19 protein-coding genes and 1 pseudogene are annotated in these 20,746 nt (G+C 48.3%); 12 read left to right on the forward strand and 8 right to left on the reverse strand.

Annotation, left to right across the window (positions count from 1 at the left end; all coding sequences use genetic code 11):
* Positions 1 to 50: 50 nt before the first annotated feature.
* The gene (locus ACO6VE_RS15445; protein ID WP_422462171.1) at positions 51 to 3,332 is read left to right on the forward strand and encodes a pilus assembly protein; all 3,282 of its coding nucleotides are present in this window, start codon (positions 51 to 53) and stop codon (positions 3,330 to 3,332) included.
* A 119-nt stretch (positions 3,333 to 3,451) separates the two neighbouring features.
* On the opposite strand, the gene ACO6VE_RS15450 is transcribed toward ACO6VE_RS15445, so the two are convergent.
* The 3 genes from ACO6VE_RS15450 to ACO6VE_RS15460 are packed head-to-tail and all read right to left on the reverse strand — an operon-like array spanning position 3,452 to position 7,368.
* Positions 3,452 to 4,294 (reverse strand): dimethyl sulfoxide reductase anchor subunit family protein, encoded by an 843-nt coding sequence (locus ACO6VE_RS15450; protein ID WP_422462173.1) that lies wholly within the window; start codon positions 4,292 to 4,294, stop codon positions 3,452 to 3,454.
* Positions 4,295 to 4,296: 2 nt separating this feature from the next.
* On the reverse strand, positions 4,297 to 4,917 hold the full coding sequence (locus tag ACO6VE_RS15455; protein WP_422449833.1) for a DMSO/selenate family reductase complex B subunit: 621 nt from the start codon (positions 4,915 to 4,917) through the stop codon (positions 4,297 to 4,299).
* 21 nt (positions 4,918 to 4,938) lie between these two features.
* Positions 4,939 to 7,368: a DMSO/selenate family reductase complex A subunit gene (locus ACO6VE_RS15460; RefSeq protein ID WP_422449832.1), complete on the reverse strand. Its 2,430-nt coding sequence runs from the start codon at positions 7,366 to 7,368 to the stop codon at positions 4,939 to 4,941.
* 449 nt (positions 7,369 to 7,817) lie between these two features.
* On the opposite strand from ACO6VE_RS15460, the gene ACO6VE_RS15465 reads away from it, so the two are divergent.
* Entirely contained in the window at positions 7,818 to 11,096 is a 3,279-nt protein-coding gene (locus ACO6VE_RS15465) for a hypothetical protein (protein ID WP_422462175.1), read from the forward strand.
* A 141-nt stretch (positions 11,097 to 11,237) separates the two neighbouring features.
* Here ACO6VE_RS15465 and ACO6VE_RS15470 read toward each other — a convergent pair whose 3' ends face one another.
* A complete protein-coding gene (locus ACO6VE_RS15470) occupies positions 11,238 to 12,842 on the reverse strand; it encodes a glycosyltransferase (protein WP_422449830.1) in 1,605 nt (534 codons plus the stop codon).
* Positions 12,843 to 13,551: 709 nt separating this feature from the next.
* On the opposite strand from ACO6VE_RS15470, the gene ACO6VE_RS15475 reads away from it, so the two are divergent.
* Positions 13,552 to 13,980 carry an HNH endonuclease family protein gene (locus ACO6VE_RS15475; RefSeq protein WP_422449829.1) on the forward strand — a complete coding sequence of 143 codons (429 nt, stop codon included), beginning with the start codon at positions 13,552 to 13,554 and terminating at the stop codon, positions 13,978 to 13,980.
* Positions 13,981 to 14,255: 275 nt separating this feature from the next.
* Here the strand turns inward: ACO6VE_RS15475 and ACO6VE_RS15480 are convergent, their stop codons facing one another.
* The 4 genes from ACO6VE_RS15480 to ACO6VE_RS15495 all read right to left on the reverse strand — a co-directional run bounded on the left by ACO6VE_RS15480 (position 14,256) and on the right by ACO6VE_RS15495 (position 17,149).
* On the reverse strand, positions 14,256 to 14,696 hold the full coding sequence (locus ACO6VE_RS15480; RefSeq protein WP_422462177.1) for an HNH endonuclease: 441 nt from the start codon (positions 14,694 to 14,696) through the stop codon (positions 14,256 to 14,258).
* Positions 14,662 to 15,114: a group II intron reverse transcriptase/maturase gene (locus tag ACO6VE_RS15485; RefSeq protein WP_422449828.1), complete on the reverse strand. Its 453-nt coding sequence runs from the start codon at positions 15,112 to 15,114 to the stop codon at positions 14,662 to 14,664. Before ACO6VE_RS15485 ends, ACO6VE_RS15480 begins: the two co-directional genes overlap by 35 nt.
* On the reverse strand, positions 15,095 to 16,102 hold the full coding sequence (locus ACO6VE_RS15490) for a reverse transcriptase domain-containing protein (RefSeq protein WP_422462179.1): 1,008 nt from the start codon (positions 16,100 to 16,102) through the stop codon (positions 15,095 to 15,097). Before ACO6VE_RS15490 ends, ACO6VE_RS15485 begins: the two co-directional genes overlap by 20 nt.
* 651 nt (positions 16,103 to 16,753) lie before the next feature.
* Positions 16,754 to 17,149, reverse strand: a complete 396-nt coding sequence (locus ACO6VE_RS15495; protein WP_422462181.1) for a hypothetical protein — start codon at positions 17,147 to 17,149, stop codon at positions 16,754 to 16,756.
* A gap of 474 nt (positions 17,150 to 17,623) precedes the next feature.
* On the opposite strand from ACO6VE_RS15495, the gene ACO6VE_RS15500 reads away from it, so the two are divergent.
* The 9 genes and pseudogenes from ACO6VE_RS15500 to ACO6VE_RS15540 all read left to right on the forward strand — a co-directional run bounded on the left by ACO6VE_RS15500 (position 17,624) and on the right by ACO6VE_RS15540 (position 20,190).
* On the forward strand, positions 17,624 to 17,953 hold the full coding sequence (locus ACO6VE_RS15500; RefSeq protein WP_422462183.1) for a hypothetical protein: 330 nt from the start codon (positions 17,624 to 17,626) through the stop codon (positions 17,951 to 17,953).
* Between the two features lie 5 nt (positions 17,954 to 17,958).
* The gene (locus tag ACO6VE_RS15505; RefSeq protein ID WP_422462184.1) at positions 17,959 to 18,201 is read left to right on the forward strand and encodes a hypothetical protein; all 243 of its coding nucleotides are present in this window, start codon (positions 17,959 to 17,961) and stop codon (positions 18,199 to 18,201) included.
* Positions 18,194 to 18,364 carry a hypothetical protein gene (locus ACO6VE_RS15510; protein WP_422462186.1) on the forward strand — a complete coding sequence of 57 codons (171 nt, stop codon included), beginning with the start codon at positions 18,194 to 18,196 and terminating at the stop codon, positions 18,362 to 18,364. The genes ACO6VE_RS15505 and ACO6VE_RS15510 overlap by 8 nt, the downstream gene beginning before the upstream one ends.
* A gap of 187 nt (positions 18,365 to 18,551) precedes the next feature.
* Positions 18,552 to 18,710: pseudogene (locus ACO6VE_RS15515) on the forward strand (hypothetical protein); the annotation flags it as partial.
* Positions 18,711 to 18,713: 3 nt separating this feature from the next.
* Positions 18,714 to 18,881 (forward strand): hypothetical protein, encoded by a 168-nt coding sequence (locus ACO6VE_RS15520; RefSeq protein ID WP_422462187.1) that lies wholly within the window; start codon positions 18,714 to 18,716, stop codon positions 18,879 to 18,881.
* Between the two features lie 33 nt (positions 18,882 to 18,914).
* Positions 18,915 to 19,223, forward strand: a complete 309-nt coding sequence (locus ACO6VE_RS15525) for a hypothetical protein (protein ID WP_422462189.1) — start codon at positions 18,915 to 18,917, stop codon at positions 19,221 to 19,223.
* A 7-nt stretch (positions 19,224 to 19,230) separates the two neighbouring features.
* The gene (locus ACO6VE_RS15530) at positions 19,231 to 19,395 is read left to right on the forward strand and encodes a hypothetical protein (RefSeq protein WP_422462191.1); all 165 of its coding nucleotides are present in this window, start codon (positions 19,231 to 19,233) and stop codon (positions 19,393 to 19,395) included.
* Between the two features lie 9 nt (positions 19,396 to 19,404).
* Positions 19,405 to 19,743 (forward strand): 5-methylcytosine restriction system specificity protein McrC, encoded by a 339-nt coding sequence (locus ACO6VE_RS15535; RefSeq protein WP_422462214.1) that lies wholly within the window; start codon positions 19,405 to 19,407, stop codon positions 19,741 to 19,743.
* Positions 19,744 to 19,851: 108 nt separating this feature from the next.
* Positions 19,852 to 20,190: a PcfJ domain-containing protein gene (locus tag ACO6VE_RS15540; protein ID WP_422462216.1), complete on the forward strand. Its 339-nt coding sequence runs from the start codon at positions 19,852 to 19,854 to the stop codon at positions 20,188 to 20,190.
* The last annotated feature ends 556 nt before the right edge of the window (positions 20,191 to 20,746 follow it).

A 20,746-nucleotide genomic window follows, 5' to 3' on the forward strand; every position in this document is an offset into this window, starting at 1 on the left:
TTCGTAGATATGAGCATTGGCTGGGCATAACAACAGAACAGTGGATAAAAATGTCAGGAATGTTTAGCAACGATCATTCAAAATATGAATATTCAGAATACTCGCAGACCATCTCTCGATGGTTAAGGACATCAGCGTGTTTTCTGCTCTCCCTGATTTTATCTTGTGAACTGGCGGCAAATGATATTGATCTGTTTGTTGCCGACCTTCCCACTGGAGCCCAGCCCAATGTGATGCTGATTATGGATACATCAGCGAGCATGTTCGCGAGGCCCGAGGTATGTGGTGTTTTTGGGAATTGTCAGTATTCTGGCCCCTCCCGCATGGATATAGCCAAGCAAGTGGCCAAGGACTTTATCAGTGATGCACAGAATATCAACATCAGTGTAATGAGATTTAACTATGATGAGGGCGGCCGCGTTATATTCGCATCTGAAGATATTGACACGGGCCGACAAGGGGCTATGAATGCCATTGATAGTTTGAGTCCCAATGGCTTTTCACCAATGGCTGAAACGTTGTATGAAGCCTACCTTTATTTTTCGGGGCAGTACACAAAATTCGCGTCGAACCCCTTTGGCAGCGATTTCCGTGCCTATTGGAATCCAGGCGCGAATTATCGTTCCCCCATTGTCACAGAATGCCAAAAGAACAATATCATCTTGCTGACTGATGGCGCACCTTCCTATGATACCAGTGCTGATATTGACATTGAGCGGATGATCGCGGGTAAGACCATACCAAGTCATTTGTACCACGATTGTCACCAATGCCTTAATGAAATTATCTGGTATATGGCCAATCATGATATTCACAGCGGTTTTAATGGCGACCAGAACGTCTTATTAAGCGTTATTGGCTTTGGTGAAATGGATCAATGGTCGTCAGATGTACTGTCCAATTCCGTCAGGGCCGGTAACGGGAAGTACTACCGGGCAGAGGATGCTAACCAGCTGAGTCAGGCGTTTGCCGATATTATGGTTCGGGTCAATTCGGAATCCACCTCATTTGCTTCACCGACCGTCCCCGTCAATGCGTTTAACTCCCTTGAGTCCACCGATGAACTTTACTACACCGTTTTTGCCCCTAGCTCCGGACCAGACTGGACGGGCAACCTGAAACGTTACCGTTTGGGTGATGATAATCAGATATACGATGCCAACGGGAATCTGGCCATTGATCCGGTGACTGGCTTTTTTTCTGACAATGCCCAGAGTTTCTGGAGCGCTGCACCGGATGGTAAAGTCGTTACAGCCGGTGGGGCTGCGTCGCTTTTGGATCCGGCGCGACCGATTTATACCAATTTAACTGGCGACAGGGATGTGGAGCTGTCAAGCGATTCGAATAGGGTCAACGAAGGCAATTTTGTTTCTTTTCCTGACGGTACTCTGGGCGTTACTGGTATGTTGGAGAAAATATCGCTGCTGCAGTGGGCACGGGGCATTGATATTGATGACGACGATGGCGATGGTGTGTTGATAGAACCACGGTTCAGTATGGGTGACCCTATTCATACTCAGCCGGTCATTGTTACTTATAACCCCTGGGGGTGGCATGGTGATGTGGATAAAACCATTTTTTTTACCACCAATGATGGTTTTCTCCATGCTGTGGATACCAGTGGGTACACTACTTTCTCGTTCATTCCCAAGAAATTGCTGGGCAACCTGCGAATGTACCGGGAGGGGACGGTTCGCCCGGCGATATCCGGTGCGCCAACATCGGATTCACAGTGTGTGTGGAATTACCAGGTACCCGGTGCCTGTGTGCCGGCCCGTTATTGTGAAGAAAGGTTTGAGTGGGGAGATTTAAACCTGAGCGAGAGTTGTCGTCTTATCCCCCCGACACCCACGAACGATGATGAATGCGATTGGGATTGGTCAAAATCAAGGTGTGCACATCCTGAGTATTGTAAATGGCATTATAACGGTATGTTGGTCGGCGACACTGTTTGTGATATCAGGCCCAGGCATGAATGGCCAGCTCCACCACCGGAGCCCGACCCTGGCAGAGCCAAAATATATGGCATGGATGGACCGATAACTGTCTTTTTCAGGGACTGGAACGGCGATGGCAACATAACGGACGGTCATGGGCATGCCTACTTATTCCTGACCATGCGCAGGGGAGGCAGTAATATCTATTCTCTGGACGTCACTAACCGGAATACCCCGAAACTTAGATGGGTTATCAAAGGGGATGTGGATTCCAATAACAAGGCTGACGACGATCCATCCAGAAATCCCGACTTTTCGGAGCTGGGACAAACCTGGTCAAAGGCGCAGTTAACGAAGGTCAAGTGGCAGGGGTCTGAACGGTATGTGTTGCTGTTTGGCGGGGGCTATGACGAAGATGCTGACCAGCAAGCGGAAATTGAGGAAAACGACATAGGCCGGGCAATATATATGGTCGATGCCTATTCCGGTGAAATGCTTTGGCATGCTGGCAAAGACGGTAACCTGAGCATCCCGGAAATGGAATACAGTATTCCGGCAGATCTGACATTGGTTGATATCAACCAGGATGGCCTGACCGATTACTTTTATGCAGTGGATATTGGCGGTCAGGTGTTCCGTATTGATATCAATCCCGATAACACCGGGTCCTGGAATTTCGCCAACGGTGGTCTGATTGCCCAATTGGCAGGCGAGTCTGAAGTGGATGCCCGGCGTTTTTTTGAGGCACCCACTGTAGCCGTTGACAGCAATCGCGAATATCTCAATATCGCCATAGGCAGCGGTACCCGCCCCAGCCCCATGAATACGGCGGTGGAGGATCGTATGTATGTAATTCGTGACCGCAATATCTTTAACAAGCCGACCACTTACCGGTATGCCAACGGTGGGGTCATTACTGAGTGGTCACTGTACGATGCGACCTCCAACATCATTCAACACGGTAACCAGTGGGATAAAAATGCGGCACTGGGCTCTTTGAGCGGAGCTGCTGGCTGGTATATGAGACTGGAAGATCCCGGCGAGAAAATCCTGGGCCGGGCCTCACTGATCAATGGCATGCTGCTGTTTAGCTCTTTTGTTCCTCAAATGTCCTCTAACAGCTGTAATCCGGGCGTCGGGCTCAATTATTTTTATGCCGTGAATATTGAGGATGGTACTAGCGTGTTGAATGTATCCGTTATGGAGAATATGGGCTCACACGGTCGAAGAATGATACTGAACAGTCGCTCCATTGCGCCTCAACCCTCTGTGATCTCCAAAGGCGGAGAAATGAAGGTGTGCATCGGTTCTGAATGCCTTGTCGGTGAAGACCAGCGTTTGGAACCGGCCAACCTGAAACGTCTAAAGCGAAGTTTCTGGAGAGAAAACCGGTGAACAGTTGAGGGTAAAAAGAACCAGCAGAACCTGAAAAGCCCTGTATAGGGATTTTCAGGCTATTGTGCTTATAACTGCAGGTGTCCTGCATTTACTCGCTTACATAATAATTATATTGATCACATAGACGACAGATGTAGATCATAGAAGAAGATACGACCACACAGTTCAGCGGTGAGCACCAGGACGGTACTCACCCCTGCCAGACCTGCCGATGAGTTATTACCACGAGTGGCAGCCATCACCCAAACGCCCAGACCGGCAAACAACAGACCGAGACGGGCCAGCATCAGACGACCGTGGTAGTCAAACAGACCCAGCGGATTAGCAAACAGATCAACCTGCCCCAGCCAGAACAGGTACAGCGGGTACCCCACCAGCACCAGACCCAGGGTGATAAAGCCCAGGGTGGCCAGTGCACGATCAGTGTTTTTCTGGAATGCACCCAAAGAGGCCGACTGACTTCTCAGCATCAGCGCCGCTGCCGGGATACCCACCACAAAAGCGGTCATAACAAACTGGAAGATGGTCCAGCCGCTGTTCCAGGCAGGCACTGTGGCCAGGGTGTACACATTGGCAATGGCCAGCAGTAACAGCACGCCCAATACCATGGCTCCCGCCAGAACCAGCTTCTGCAACTTTGCCAGGATACCGAAGTGCACCATGGCCACATAAGTGAAGACAGCACCACCAAACAGCGAAGTGGTGATGATCTCAACACTCAGTGCCGACAGATGTTCCAGACCAAAAATAACATTCATGGCACGCAATGGCTGACCCAGGTGAGTCATGGCCGCAGCGCCGGAGACACCCAGCAGCACCAGAACCACCATCAGCAGTTTATTCAACAGCTGCTGACGGCGGGCATCACTGTTCGCCATCAGCAGGCAGGCCAGTACCAGGAACAGGCCAACGGTGCCCTGTGCCAGCACCGTAAAAAATACCAGTGGCAACTCATGCATGGTTATACCTCCCGAGTGTTCATAATGCGTCCGGTCTTGTCACCGGAAGGTTTGGCATGACGGCTCGCCTTCATCACCAGCGATGGCTCAGTCAGAGAGGAGTCCGTCAGTGGCGCGATATCCGCTTCCGTGCCGTATTTGGCACGCAGCTCATCAATCGGACCAAAATCCAGGGCTCGCAGCGGGCAGGATTCGATACAGATCGGCTGCTTGCCCTGCTCAACCCGGTCGAAACAGCCATCACACTTGGTCATGACTTTCTTCTCGGCATCAAACTGCGGTGCGCCATAGGGGCAGGCCATTTCACAGTAACGGCAGCCAACACAGACGTCGGCGTTAACTACCACCAGGCCATCCTGGTCACGCTTATGCATGGCACCGGTTGGACAGGCCTTGGTACAGGCTGGCTTGGCACAGTGGTTACAGCTGATGGAGGTGTAATAGGCAAACACGTCCTGGGCGTAGGTGCCGTCTTCGTTCTGAAACCAGCTACCACCGCCGTATTCATAGACCCGGCGCCAGTTCACACCGACTTTCAGGTCATTCTCATCTTTGCACGACAATTGACAGGTTTTGCAGCCCGTACACTTGGCCGTGTCGACATAAAATCCCAATTGTTTCATCGAACTTTAATTCCTATCCTGTTATGCCCTGGCAATTTCAACCAGATTGGTGTGCATCGGGTTACCCTTGGACAGCGGCGTACTGCGCTGAGTGGTCAGCACGTTGAATGAGCCACCACGGTCAACACCGTCTTTACCCGGTGCGTACCAGGCACCTTCGGCCAGGGCAGCAACACCCGGCATAATCCGGGGGCTGACTTTAGCCGGAACCCGGGTCTCGCCACGGTCATTCCAGACTTTCAGCATGTCGCCATCTTTGATTCCCCGGGCCTGTGCATCTGCCGGGTTCAGCCACACGGCATCGGTCACTGCTTCACGCAGGAAAGCGACGTTGTGGTATGTGGAGTGCACACGGCCCTTGGTGTGAAATCCAATCAGCTGCAGCGGATACTTCTCAGTCAAAGGATCCAGATGGCTTTCCCAGGTGGTGACGTACTGTGGCAGCGGTGTCACCACATCCCCTTCCGGCAGCTCCCACTCGGCGGCAATGGTCGCCAGTTGTTCGGAGTAAATTTCGATTTTCCCGGATGGGGTTCCCAGAGGATTGTTCACAGGATCCTTACGGAAACCTTCCAGAGCGATGCGAATATGCTTCGGTGCCAGCTGTTTGTAGGGACCGTCACGACGCAGGTCTTCCAGTGTTGGCACCTGAGGCTGTTCTTTACGCATCTGCTCGTACAGTTCCGCCACCCACTGCTCATGGGTCTTGCCTTCTGTGTACTGCGCTTCCAGACCAAAGCGTTTGGCAATACCTGCACAGATGTCGTATGCACTGCGGCACTCGTACATCGGGGCAATAGCAGGCACCAGCGGAATCACCGCGCCCAGAGTGCCCGAGGCATAGCCGTTGCTGGCCACTTCATAATTTTCAATGGTGGTGATATCCGGCAGCAGAATATCCGCGAACCGTGCGGTAGGTGTCATATGGTTTTCAAACACCAGGATAAACTCACACAGGCTCTCATCAGACAGGATCTCTTTGGTCCGGTTGATATCAGAGTGCTGGTTAACCGTGATATTGCCCGCATATTGCCAGATGAATTTGATCGGATTCTTCAGTGACGTGCCGCCCTGCAGAGCATCGGTCTTATCCGTCATTTCATGGTGACGATGAATCGCATCTGTCCATTTGAAGAATGGAATCGCCGTCTTGATCGGGTTGGTACCCATGGGCAGGGTTTTCACCGGGAAGCCATAGTTTCCTGGCATTTCGCCGGTGTTGGTGCCGGCAAGGCCAATATTGCCGGTCAGAATTGGCAGCATGCAGATGGCACGGCTCGCCTGTTCACCGTTGGCCTGACGCTGAATACCGGTACCCTGAATAATGTAGGCAGGTTTGGCCCTGCCAATTTCCCGGGCCAGCTGAATGATTTTTTTCGCTGGAATACCGGTAATTTTTGCCGCCCACTCCGGGGTTTTCTCGATGCCATCAGCACCTCGGCCCAGAATGTGCGCTTTGTAGTGGCCATTCTTCGGTGCACTGGCTGGCAGCGTTTTTTCATCATAGCCAACACAGAACGCCTCGAGGAATGCTTCATCCACCATCTTCTCGTTGATCAGCACCCAGGCCATGGCTTCTACCAGGGCAGCATCGGTCCCCGGGCGGATTGGAATCCACTCAGACTCTTTGCCCAGCATGGTGTCGGTATAACGCGGGTCAATGATGATGGTACGCACATTTTTGCTGTTCACCGAGTTGATGTGCTCGTAGATTTCCCCACCGCCACTCATGCGGGTCTCTGCCGGGTTGTAACCAAACATGACCAGCAATTCTGCATTGGCGATTTCACTGGTGAAACTACCGAACGCCGCTGGACGTCCACCGCCATAAGTAAACGGCAGAGCACGTTGAATCTGTCCCCAACTGTAGTTACCGTAATAAGGCAGAAAGCCACCGAGCATATTCAGCAGGCGCTTGGAGGCAAAAGGACCGTCGGTTTTATAGCCCTGGGTTCCGGAGCCATACTGATAATAGATCGCATCGTTACCGTAAGTATCGATGGTGTACTTTAACTGTCTGGCGATGGTATCCAGCGCCTCATCCCAGCTGATGCGCTCAAAGCGGCCTTCGCCACGCTTGCCAACCCGCTTCATGGGGTATTTCAGACGATCAGGGTTGTATACCCGTTGCTTGATGGAGCGACCGCGCAGACAGGCGCGAATCTGATGATCACCGTATACGTCATCGCCCCGGTTATCCGATTCAACATGGGTGATAACGCCATCTTTGGTATGCACCTGGAGAGGACAGCGGCTGCCACAGTTCACCATACAGGCAGACCAGGTCACCTTGTCTCCAGCGGCTCTTGCCTGCGTTGAATCCGTTGCCATGGCTTTCAGAGGCAACGCATTGCCAGCGACAACAGCGGCACTGCCCGCAGCAGTCCCCCACTTGATAAACGTTCTTCGCTTGATGACAGACGACAGCGCACTATCGAGAAGTTTCTTCATTTATTTTACCGTTATCACTAAAACCGGAAACCAGCACACAAACAGGTAGTGTTACCCCTGACAAAATGCATCTCTGTACAAATAATGAACTGGTGAAATAGTGCTGATAATACGAGCTGGTCAACAAACAACCGATTGACCTGGATCAATTTTTTGCCGGGTTTGAGGCAATTACTGAAGAGGGTAGGAACTTATTCGAGCACGCTACAGAGCACGGCGCACCCTGTAATTGATCATGATTATTGAGGACAAAACTGCACTGCCACTTCGGTGACATGGCTGCGGCGGTACTTCCGCCGCTGTGCTTTGCATGGCACCTGCCCGGGCTGCCAGATTACGGGGAACCTTTCGATATTTTCGGTGTCTGAAGTTTGTGCTCATTTCACTCAGGCGGAGCCTTACTCCCGTGCAGTCCGATATACGATTTTAAATTCATTGAGACCCTTGATATGTCCATACCTCAGGCGGAAGCAAGCATTGGTTCGTCAGGATTTCATCCACCACCGACAGGCGGCAAGAAAGAGGAATACAATCCTGTTGCCGCATTCGGTCAGTTTGGCGGAATGATGGTTCGTGTTGTCAATGCGTTACAAGCTGCCGGTTCAGGCGATCAATACAGGCCAGTGAGTTTATTGTCACCCGGTGCCCAATATGCAATAGAAGCCAGGCGGCCGGATCAATTTGGCACCAGGCCAGACCAGGTCATTACGGTTCTGAAACCTGCGCCCGGTTGCCATATGCTCTGGGCTTATAAAAAAGATGTCTGTTCGAATCCCTCGGGGGAACCGTGCTGCAGGTTCACATACACCAAGAAAATTACCAGCTGGCATGTTTTGGAAGAGAAAATAGCAGAGAGTTACCACAGAAAGCACTCCCTGTTTAGCAAATCACCTTTAACCTCAGGACACCTTGGTGTAAATGGCTATTTACTGCACCAACCGTCTGAATGGATCATTAAAGAAGCAGGCAAATATCCGGAAATTCTCTGTCACATTAATTTTGACCGCATGCACTATGGCTATCTTCTGGACTTTACCAGGGAGTTTTCTTTTCGCCGTCTTGAAGAAGTCATGGGCAATATTCTGACGCTCGAGCAAAATAAAGGTAACGCGTCCGGTGATGAGTTCCGTGAGCCTGTAAAACTGTGCCTGTACAACAGTTATCAGGGGGTGTTGTCTCCCCCGGTGGAAATCAGCCGTACACAAGCGCTAATGCTGCGGCGAAACATCCGTGCCTTCTCTCAATATGTCAACTTCACTGGACAGGAACTCAGGCTTTACCAGTTATTGAGTCAGTCCGGTGGTGAACGATTTCTGCAGCTGCTGAAAAATATTCCGGAGCAGGTCAGCACGGTATCAGCCAGTGTCAAGGCACTTGGCACCGACATCAAAGCCATCCTGACAGCCATCGAGAACTGTGATTCAGCAACCTTCTTAAGCGAACTTCCAGCCCGGGTGGACGGGGTCAACAGCAAAGTGGGTTTACCGAATCTATTACTGGAAGCTTTGCTTGAGCAGACCCCGTTTCATAAACACTTTCCCTGGTTGTATTATGCTTTCGAGATACACGACAAGCAGTCTAGCTGGGACTACATTTTCGAGCAGGTTAAACCCACCTTTGCCGCACAAGCGGTCATCTGCCGGGAGTTATTAAATAACAAATTGTTTGTTCCCTATTTATTAGGGTACAAGGAATCAACACCTGTCCACTGTAATCCGCTGGTGTGTTGCCTGCTCATCGCTTACGGCGCAAGAATCTATCTCAATTATCAAACATCAACCCAGCCTGCAGATCATCTTGAAATATTAACATCTGCCAATCATTTTCTCCGGGCGAATCTGTTGACCGACGATGAAGCCAATACCATTCGTAACGAGGTGCTGTGGGAACTTCTTTGCAATGATGGGGACGGCCCCGTTACTAAACACTATATGATAGCTAATAGAGTATCGATCCTGAGGACAGCATTGCACGAGCATTTGAATCACCGGCAGCTGGATAGTTCAGAGCTACGTCAAAAGGCTGTTGGACTGCTTGGCGAGGAGTTTTATGATCGCTTTTTTACCAATGAACCGGTTTATGGGCATGCAGTTAAAGAATTTCTGGAAAATAGATTTTCAACCCGGCGATACAGTGATGAACAGTTACGTGAGCATTTAAAGAGTACAGCGACGCTCAATCGAACCATTGATCAAAGGCTGAGTATTTTTCTGGGGGAATATTACACTTGTAAGCCTGCCGTTGTGGTCCGGCGAAAGGAACAAGGAGAATGCCAGCCGGACTGGCTGGTGAATTTTCTGGCATCACCGCCAACCTTTGAGGGCATGGAAATCCTGCCTGATGGCCGCTATAAGTCAATTACCCTGAAAGTCGGTCAGTATTATTACCAGTCTCCCCATCCCAACAGGGCACAAACCATCCTGGCGAAGGGCATAAAACCCTATTACCGCAAATGGCACGGACTGGATCACGCCCTGCGCGCACAGCTGGCCACCGAATTCCTCATCGATAGTAAGGTTTTGCCCGACTTTCATAAGCCATTCCGGGAATTACTGCTGAAGCATCCTGAGTTGCAAGAGTTACTACCCATTGCCGAACTCTACCACGATGCTGTCGCTGAAGATGAGCATAAAAATGTTGAAGAGCTGCGGGCAGCAGAACTGTTTCAGCGTGATATGACCAGGTTGCAACAGTACCCCGGGCAGCTGGTTACCCTGGTGGCCAGCGCCCTGAGAAACAAAAACTGCAAAATGATGGATGCTGAAAATCCGTCGTTTACTCCTGACCACCAATGCACAGAGGAAGAGTTACTGCTGCGTCAGGTGCTGCGCTTTGGGGATACTGTGGATATCCTGCGGGTCAAACCACCACGGGAGGACTTTCCGACGATCAGGCTGACACCGGACTCAGCAGAAATTGACACCAGTGAAATGATCCATGATGGCTATTTTCAGCCAGAAAAGATTGAACTGCTGTCCGTGGTCAACAACCCGGACTTCACCCTGCTGATCCAGTCAGTCATGTTGAGCTTTCGGGATCTGGCCAGCATTACCGGGGGATGGCATCACCAGGTGCCCAATCCGTTCACCAGTCGATACCATCTCCCGGTTGATAACCATAAACGACGATTACTGATTGAGCAGGCACCGGACCCCTATCAGTGTTTGCGTGAGTGCCTGAACGATCTGGTCCGGTTCGCTATCGCTGAGAAAGCCGGTATTTCACCTTGCTTCACAAAACACCACCGGCGGAGTACAGATCACCAACCGCCTGGTTGCTGGGATCCGGATACCGGGTCCGGTGGCGCTTATCGACGCCTGCACAATGAAGGGGAACTTCGACAAGTCCGGTTACCCGAAGCAATGACCCTGGCAGAAAAGATGATCGTGGTGGCGAACCAACCCGGGCTGGAAAAACTTATGTCGGCTGACATCCGGGATGCCCTGGAAACTGAGACGATACGACTGCAGCAGAAGGCCATCCTGCCCTCTGTTGGTACCTTGGAACAATCTGAACTGGAGCAGATGCTCCGGCAGCCGGACTCTCCGGGTGCCCGACTGCTCAGTGAGCGCGGCTATTCTGTGAAGTCGAGCGTACATGACGGGAAAATTTTTTACCAAATGATGCCCAATTCCACACTTGCAAGGAACTTTTTGCTGCTGCCACCAGAGTATGATGACGAGGCTGATCCTGTTACCTTGCCTGAAAATAACCAAGGCAGGTACTGATCTGAGTTTGAAGCTTATGATGACTGAAGATGCACACAGGATACCCTGCTTGGCAGCCAGTTCGTTTTTGCTCAGACAAGTTGCTATAGAGTGGCAATAGCCTTTGAAGGCTGGAATTGCCACACGATTAAAGAAATACGTTTAATTAGAAAGAGCATTTTCTATTGAAGTAGTAAATTTCTCCATTGAATGGAAATAACTGGCATGCCTAACAATGTGAGATGACCTGGGCCTTCCGGCTTTTAACTTTTCACTAACTACCTGGAGGAATGCTTTATTTGTATCTTCTGAATAATGGCCATACTCAGCATTTGAATGAACTTCTGTTCTGCATTCATCGCAAGGAGGTGACGCCTCAGGCAGTCCCCCTACATCCGAGTTGATTACATGCAGCCCCATAGAATGACATTCACCGGCAATCAAGCCTAAGGACTCAGCCAGAGAAGGAATAACGGCATAGTCCGCAACAGCCATTAAGAGTTGCTTATGCTCTTGATTTTTAGTAAGTAAAACGAGGTTATTTCTTGCTGCTTTTGTTTCCTGAATAGCTTGAATAAATGGATCTTTTTCTGTTCCGTTAGAAACAATAAAAAACAGGCAATCCAGTTTTTTTACCATATTCAGTACATGCTCTGTCCCTTTTTCAAAATGAGGCCTGCCCATAAAAAAAACAATTGGTAAGTTTTTAGTGACTGGGTTCACACATCCTTTGCTATTCAATGGTGGCTTTAAAGGCAATTTTCCAGCAAAGAAAAGGTCTCTGAGTTTTGATTTGATATTTTTTTCCGGAGTTCCTTCTAACCCGTATTTTTTGGCGGTAGCACCCAGGCTAAATTTTGATAAATCTGAGCAGCTTTTGATTGAGCGGATCGCCTTTTTGTGAATCCTCAAGAACTTTGATATGAGAGGATGTTTAAATGTCAGAAAAGATTGGGCATATTTCGATACTGTTAAAATTACATCAGCATGTTTAATTGCCCTCTCTCTTGCAGGTTTTTCATAATCCGGTAGCTTGCAGAACTTGCTCTCATCCATCTTCATATAGCTCTGGGTTGTATAAACAGGCTTTTTATTGGCCATACAGTCGCTAAAACCCGTATGGGGACTTAAGCAATGTACCCAGTTCACTTTTTTAACGTTTTCGAAGTGATTAACGTATTGAAGGGATCCTCCAAAAAAATGATCATGAATATATACATTTTTGCTTCCCATTGTTGGCAAAAGCACTTCGTTGACAAATTTTGCCGCTATCTGGTTAAACACACACATTTTTAGAGATATAGCACCAGCAAATTTCAACCTTTCATCAGAATCATTAATTCCTTGTTCTTTAAAGTAAAGATCCTCTGCCAAAGAGTCTTTGTATTCTTGCTCTATATTGTATGAATTAATATGCTTTTCAAAATACCTTTTCTGCCCCCCTGTTGGTTGGACTCTATAGACATCACATTCAGGCATATCACTGCATCTTTCAACCAATATTAATTCACCAGAAGAAAGCTGACAGCCAGCAGTGATTGATTTTTTTACATCTGTATCCTCTACGAAATCAAGCAGTGGAAGAACCATGATATTTCTACAACTACGCTCGTGAAATGCCTTACAAAAGGTGTTTACAAAAACGCCGTTACCGCCAACAGTGTACCGGTAACCTTCTGTAGAAATGTGTATGTGGTTTTGTTTAACTTTCTGATCATCATCTGGCAGGCATAAATTTGTAACTTGAGTTGATGAAATTGGCTTCATTTAACACTCACTAAATATGCAAGTTTTTATCATTAGGATTAAACAGTAGGTTATTCATTCGATAGTGATCAAATATTTTTATTACTCGACTCTCATACTTTAATGTACGAGTGTTTGATAATAAGGAAATGGTCATATAGTAATACAACAAACGTCGCTTTTATTTTCTTTCCCGCTACGCCATTATAGCTTTTCAACGTTCCTACTTAAAAAATTATATTTATCCGAGTTTGACTCTGTAGACGAACCAGACCAGACCAGACGACCATATCAGTCAAACAGGCCCAGCGGGAGCAGGCAGACCAGTACCGGGAACAAGCCAACGGTTCCCTGAGCCAGCACCGTACAAGAGGCGGTATTTATTCAATAGTCCTTTTAATGTATTTTGTCGTCTAATATTCAATCCTGTGTCAATTTCTCGATGAAACACCTCCTGATAACGTTTCTGGCACTCTTGAGCACCTCTGTAAATAGTGCAGAACTGGTAAAAAAGAGCAAGTCAGGCATCTGTCACGATATCTCTAGCTCCAGCTATGAGAGAACAAAAAAATATACTGCCTTCTACTCTCTCAATGATTGCCTCAGCTCCGGCGGCAGACTTCCTAAAGGATCAGGCTTAAAAAAGTCGAATGCGGCAACGTACCGCCAGAGTCCGGCAAAATATGACCGTTCATATTTTGGTGATTGGGCTGATGAAGACAGGGACTGTATGAACACTCGCCACGAGCTTCTGATGAAGCAGAGTACCAGCGCGATAGATACCGCCGGGAACCAGTGCGCAGTATATCGGGGCAGATGGCTTGATCCCTACACGGGAAAGACGTTTTATGAAGCTCGCCAGGTTGATATCGACCATTTAGTGCCTCTGAGATGGGCGTGGGATCGTGGGGCTGATCAATGGTCGAAGGCAAAAAGAGTGCAGTTTGCCAATGATGAAGTGAACCTTTTTGCCGTCCAGGCCAGTGTCAACCGCCAGAAAGGGGCATCAGGTGCCCTTGAGTGGTTACCACCTTCGAAGTCTTTCCACTGCCAGTATGTTGCCAGATTCACTCGCGTGGTAAAAAGCTATGGTCTTGTGCTGTCAGACTATGAGCAACAGAAGTTCAGGGAATTAGAAGAGCAGAAGTGCCGTGGATAACTTATACAATATATTTGTCGTTAATTCTCACCATCGCTTAACAACAGCCTGTGGGTAAGTCAGACTGCCCTACTGCGGTGGCAGCAAATTGGCCTAAAAATTCCTTTTTGTTCGGCAAATAGCCCCGCTATTCACCTCACAAAACGGAATTTTTATCCTCAATTTTCTGCCATCCTCGCTACGGGCGCTATTCTCGGACAGCCTCCTAGTGGGTAGGGAACGTGCTCCTGTAAACAGGTTGCCGTTTCCCCCCCTCCGAACCGTGCGTGCAGCTTTCACTGCACACGGCTCTCCATGCTGTTACGAGGACTGTACCTGTTGTCTGGCAGCTTGCCAGCATGCAGCAGGTCATGGCATTCAACACAGAGTACGAGAGTTTTGCGATTTCTCGCTATCATGAGTCTTTGCCATGTCTTTGTACCATCTTTAATGTCCTTCAGCTTGCGTACATGGTGTACTTCAAATTTCCCTTCAGTCTTGCCGCAATATTCACAGCGTTTTGCCAGCATTCTGGTAATTAGCTCTGTCCTACCACTGTATTTTGCAGTGGCCGGGAGCAAATCAGGTTTGGCTGGCAATGACTTTCTGAGATCTTTGAGCGTCCACAGTGGATAGAATCTGTCTGCGGCTTTTACTCCTCGCCGGTTGCCTGCTCGAAGCCTTCCACTGACCGTCTTCACACTACACTTGTGTTTCGAGGCCAATGTTTTGAGCATGCTTAACCTCTACAATTGCCGCAAGCTCCGTTTTCGCATTATTGGCCAGCGAATAATATTGCGAGAAGCCCCGCAATTCCGCATTCACCTGTAACACGATTTCCACGTCGCTTTGGCTTAACATCCGTGCCCGATGAATGGCTGTCTTGTTGGCATAGTTGCCATAGCCATTCTTGCGAGCGAAGCCACGCAGCTTTTCAGCTGGAACTCTTAGTGAGATGTGTTGCGCCATTGTTCGCTTCTTGAAGCGTTTGCCATCTCGCTTGACCCACCGTATTTTTGGTGTTGGTTTTGCGTCAATGTTATACCCAAGAAATTGACATCCCTCGGTCGGCGCATGCCTGATCCCAGACTTTTCTTCTGCTATTTCAAGCTTCAGATCGGTCTCAACGTGGCTTTTAAGCGCTGTAGATCGCATTAGCTTCCTGCCTTAAACCGATAAATCCCAGTAGAAAGTCATCTGCGTAGCGACAATATCTCAACCGACGATAACTGGGGTCATGCTGATCCGTTGATGAGGTTTTAAAAAGCAACTCCTGCTGAATCCTCACCTCTTGGTTTGCTCTCTTTATGGCCTCTTGATCACCATGCTGCCTGACACGTTCAAGTTCTTTCTCAGCCTTGGCTTTCTGACGCTTAATGCAGTTGTAATCCGGATTATCCCGCCGTTTCTTACCGCATGTAACTGAGGCTTGAAGCTCCTTGATGTAATCATCTAACTCGTTGAGATAAATGTTCGCAAGAATAGGTGAAATTATCCCACCTTGCGGTGTACCAGAGTAGGTTTTGTAGAATTGCCACTCTTCCATGTATCCGGCTTTTAACATCCGCTTGATTACAGAAATAAATCGCCTGTCATCAATGCGCTTCTCTATTATCGACACCAATTTCTGATGATCGATATTATCAAAGTACCCTTTAATGTCGAACTCGATGAACCACTTGGAGCCTGTCCAACTGGTTTGGATTTCTTTCAAAGCTGTGTGACAGGATCGTCCCGGTCTGAAACCATGGGAGTTGATACTGAATGTTGGTTCATAGACCACTTCCAGTAACATGCGCCACACTTCTTGAACGAGTTTATCCATACCCGATGGAACACCCAGAGGGCGTTGTTTCCCATTTGCTTTGGGTATGTAGACTCGTCTTGATGGTACTGGGAAGTATTCGTTGTTTTTCAAAAGACTGATCAGATGATCAATTCTTTCAATCGATTGCCCATCAAGGCTCACACCATCACTTCCCACAGCGGTTGCACCACTGTTGGCATAGATATTGGCGTATGCCTGCAACCAGAGGTCACGGCACTCTAGCGCCATTTTGAACAAGTCTCGACATCGGTACTTCCCATTTCGAGAACAAATCTCAAGTCCCTCTAATTTTCGTTGTGTTCTTCCGGAAAGCATATTCACTATCCATTACCGTCGAAAATTAAAGATCACACAACACTGCCCCCCTTCTCCCTTTCGGCTTTCACTCGCATCACTGCTTGCTTATACCGTCCGGATAGGCCGGATTGTTTACCGACTGCCAGTACCATTACAGCCTGACATTGGGTACTACGGAGACTCTGTCGCCATACAGGTCAAGACCAGCTTAGGCGATCCCATGTTTCCAGTGTATAAGAGATGCTATGCCCTTAGGTTCCCTGTCCGTCATTTATCCTGCTCTGATCTCAGGTGGCCCGACCCTGTTGGTCGAGATTTGCATTCGCAGACCCAGGCGTCACAGAGGTCTCTCAAAGGTCGGCGCAACTCAATAGCAATCATGGGCTGCGGGTGCGGTGAAACGCCATGACTAGGGTTTAAACGGTATGGTCTTAACCATAGGCACATTACCTTGACCGGCATCGTTCGGATTGCTCCCCTTTGCTCAGCCTTTTCTGTAGATGCTATGTTCAGCACTCCTTTTCAGGAATTCAGCCTGTTACCAGGCGTACCTAACTACAGTAGGTATGAGATATACCAGCAATCTCAGCCACGTTTGTGGCACTCCAATACACCGTTTACACGGCGCACGACACTCCCCGCCCTATCGCGCCCGAAGGGCAGGGAGTGTCAGACGGTTATTTTAATGGTTGGTCCCTTTTTACCTGAAATTTCTGTCAATTCGACAGTTATTACAGGGGCATGAGAGATAATCGAGTGCATCCCGGGCTGTTGTGTGATTATTCTTGAGCCAATGGAAAGTTGATGAATGGTATCATCGTTCCGAATCAAGTGATAACAGGACGTGCCAGCAGCTATTAATGCAAGACCTGAAGCACCTCCTGCTGCCGCGCTTCCCAAAGAGATGAGAGTACTTACCTCGATAGGTTTTGTACAACATGAACACAGCATGCCAAAAACACCACCTATCATTACACCTGACACACCACAAAGTTTGTAGTTAACGTGAGCGCCGGGAGGGCATAAGCAATCTTTAGTAGCAGTACATGAGCCTAAAACGTTCATATTTGTTACCTTTTTAGAGACTTATCAGAATATTTCACTTTTTGGACTTCATTTTTATTAAAAAGTTTCTGCAATTTCTTTTAAGCTGTAAATTAATTCCCCTACTCTGTAACCGTAATTCTGATACGAAAGTACTGCAATCACCGTAATACCAAGAGAAGGCCACAAAGTAATTGTTGCCAAAACCCGGGCAGTGAATCTTGAAAATCCAAGTCAATTCTGAAAGGCCAGCTTATTGCAGAGACCAGTAATGGCAATAGTGAGTTGCAAATTCAGGGTAAGGAAAGTATGAATACAGAAACGCTTATTGCACTCCAAAATAATTTTCACAGCGTAATCCTCAAAGGCTGTGAAAACGACAATTGCCTTCAGTTCAACCGTTTATTGCCTGCGGTTTTAACTGATAACCATCACCATCTTTTTTCCATTATATTCCTGCCTTTATCGATTTTACTGTGAGCTACGACAGCGATAATGAGTGCATACCTTCTGACATGGAATCCCAACTTATTCTCATTTGGAGAAGAAGACGATTCATCCTGCCAAATTGGTGATGAAATCACCTGGTCGTGCTACAGCCAACAACCCAAAATAAACGACATCGTCTATTTGATGCGCACCGGTCAAGAGCCCCGTGGTCTTGTTGCCAAAGGTGTAGTCACCAAAGTAAGCTTTGCTGAGCCTGATTTTCGTGATCCATCACAAATAAAACGCAAGATTCGCTTCCGTTTTGAAGCTGTGAGGCTGAATCACTCTGAAGGTGCCCTGTCTCTTTTAGTATTACAATCCGCACAGAAAAATTAGCAAAAGTGTTAAAACAACACTTCCTGGTGAATGTAGAAACGCGTGGGAACTGGAGTCAGGTTAACCTCAATGTTTTAAAGGCGACTGCACCGCTGTTTTCCGATGAATTGGATATCTACCAAAGAAATATTGCTTTTTGGAAGCTCTATCAAAAAGCCAGCAATTTCACCGCAGACGACCTGGAAGAAGCACCGGCCATTGCTGAATGTCAGCCCACTGATTATGTGAAAGCAGGGAACTATGAATAACGTGAAAAACGGAACAAATACTATTCTCTACGGCCCTCCCGGAACCGGCAAAACTTACCATGTAATAGAAAAGGCCGTTAAAACTGCCCAGGCAGAGTTCAACGATTGTCAGGATCGTGATCAACTGAAAGCAGAGTACGATGCTCTGTTAAAGGCTAAATGAAAATCTGGAAAGGGGCTACCCGGTAGCTATTGAACATCTCTGGAATGAGTATCAGGGGGTTAACCATGAACGAATTTATAACCCTTCATATGTCAAAGCGATTCTGAGCCACCTGGTTGAAGAGTACGATGTACCTGTTTTCGATGAGTCGATTACCGTATCCAGCCCTGAGCCGTTCGTACTGATCATCGACGAAATCAACCGTGGTAATATCTCTAAAATTTTTGGCGAACTGATTACCCTGATTGAGCCTTCCAAACGGGCGGGGCAGAAAGAGGCTTTATCGGTACAGCTCCCCTACTCAGGCGACACATTTACGGTTCCGGCAAACCTGCATATCATCGGCACCATGAATACAGCAGACCGTTCTCTGGCTACGATGGATACTGCCCTACGTCGTCGTTTTGATTTTATTGAAATGATGCCCGATTACCAACAGCTGGATGCCATGACGGTGAAAGGCATTAACATAGGAGCCCTGTTGCGCACGCTGAATGATCGTATCGAGTATCTCTAAGACCGTGAGCACACACTTGGCCACGCTTTCTTTATGCCTATCGCTGAAAGAGAGAGTGAAGATGACAAGTTTGATGAATTGGGTTCCATATTCAAAAAGAAAATTCTGCCTCTGCTACAGGAGTATTTCTTTGAGGACTGGGGCAAGATTCGCCTGATACTGGGAGATAACCGGAAAGGTGAGGCTGCGCTGCAATTTGTGACAAAACAGGAAAGCGATGTCCGCTATCTCTTTGGTGATGACTTTCCTTCTGACGAGTTATCAGACGACCGCGAAGTGTATGCCATTAATGACGACGCCTTCGCCAACCCGGATGCTTATTTAAGAGTAATCAGTCAGTGAGAAACCGATGAACAATACTATTTCGGTTTTTGAACACGACTTTCTCAGCACCCGGATTGAAAGCGATCGCTGTCGTCGAATAAGCAAGGCTTCCTTTGATCCGGCAAGACTTTGCAATGGCGCAGCCGGGGAATGGATCATTATCAAAGCCCGTTATCCTGGGCCAGATTGATTCTAGCCACTGACTGTATCCGGGAAAACCCGGGCTTTCTCACTACTGTTCCCCATGGAATCGGTATTTGAAGCCTATGTTGTCCGCATACTAAAGCAGCAACTCCCTGCCTCACTCCATCTCAGGGAACAGGCAAGTTCCAAGGTTCACTTCAACAGTGATCCCCGGTTGCGGCTGAAGCCAGACCTGTTGATTGAGCAGGATGGCAAACCATTGATGGTACTGGACACCAAGTGGAAACTGCTGGATAGCAACAAAGAAAACAGTACGGATAAGTTTGCCTTGTCACAGGGGGACTTCTACCAGATGTTTGCCTATGGCAGGAACTCATTCGCTTCAACAGGATAATCTGGCGAAATCTCAAGAGCACATCTATTGGTGTGAAAAGTTAAAAAGACTGGAAATGGCTGACTTACTTCGTTCAAACCCGATCCCGGAACCGTTGATATCATACCGATATTAACACCCGAAGATCTGGCGAATGAGGGAAAACAAATGAAACACTGCGTGGCCAGCTATACCCGCCGGGTGCAAGAGGGACAATATTTTGTCTACCACATGCATTCTCCACAGCCCCTGACCATTGGTGTCAACATCAGAAATGGTGTCATTACCGGCCATGATCAGATCAAGGGTGTCAGAAATCATACGCCTGAAAAGGGTGCTTATGACATTGTCATGTCTTGGTTAAGGCGAGTGCTGAATGATAGAGCGTCCTGGGAGCCTGGCCTGAAGGTGCCATTGGCATTATTGACGGCAGGTTCCAACACATTTTCTACCTGGACAATTACCTGATGAAACACCTCCTGATAGTGAGATTGTCGTAAATTCCTGAACAACACTCTCCGAAGGTCTGTTCCCATGCGCACCCACAGGGCATAAAAGCCGACTTGAGTCCGTCACCGCCATACTCTGTAAAACTCAGAGATCATGGTGGTTAGTTCGGGTGTGCATGGTGCAGGCAATTGCCGGGGGCATTACACGGCTATTTTATCAACTGGTTCCTTTTCATCCGGAGTTTCTGTCCATTCGACAGTTAATACAGGAGCCTGAGTGATAATCGAGGACATCCCGGGCTGTTTTGTGATCACTCTGGAGTCTATGGGAGGTGGACAAGAAGTACAATCAGGAACTAAGTTGACACAGGCCACGTATGTAGCCACATATGAAAGGCCTGAAATAACTCCTACTGTCCCGCATCCCAAACTGCTGAAAACAGCTACGCGGAGAGGTTCTTTCGTCACAAGCAGACCACCCAAATAACCTAACGCTCCACCTGCAACAGCACCAAACTTGTATGCACCGTGAGTGTCTGGGTGGCATAAGGAATCCTTAATAGCAGCACATTGGC

Origin of the sequence: Endozoicomonas sp. ALB115, from assembly GCF_049310245.1 — a bacterium.
In the GTDB taxonomy this organism is placed as follows: domain Bacteria; phylum Pseudomonadota; class Gammaproteobacteria; order Pseudomonadales; family Endozoicomonadaceae; genus Endozoicomonas.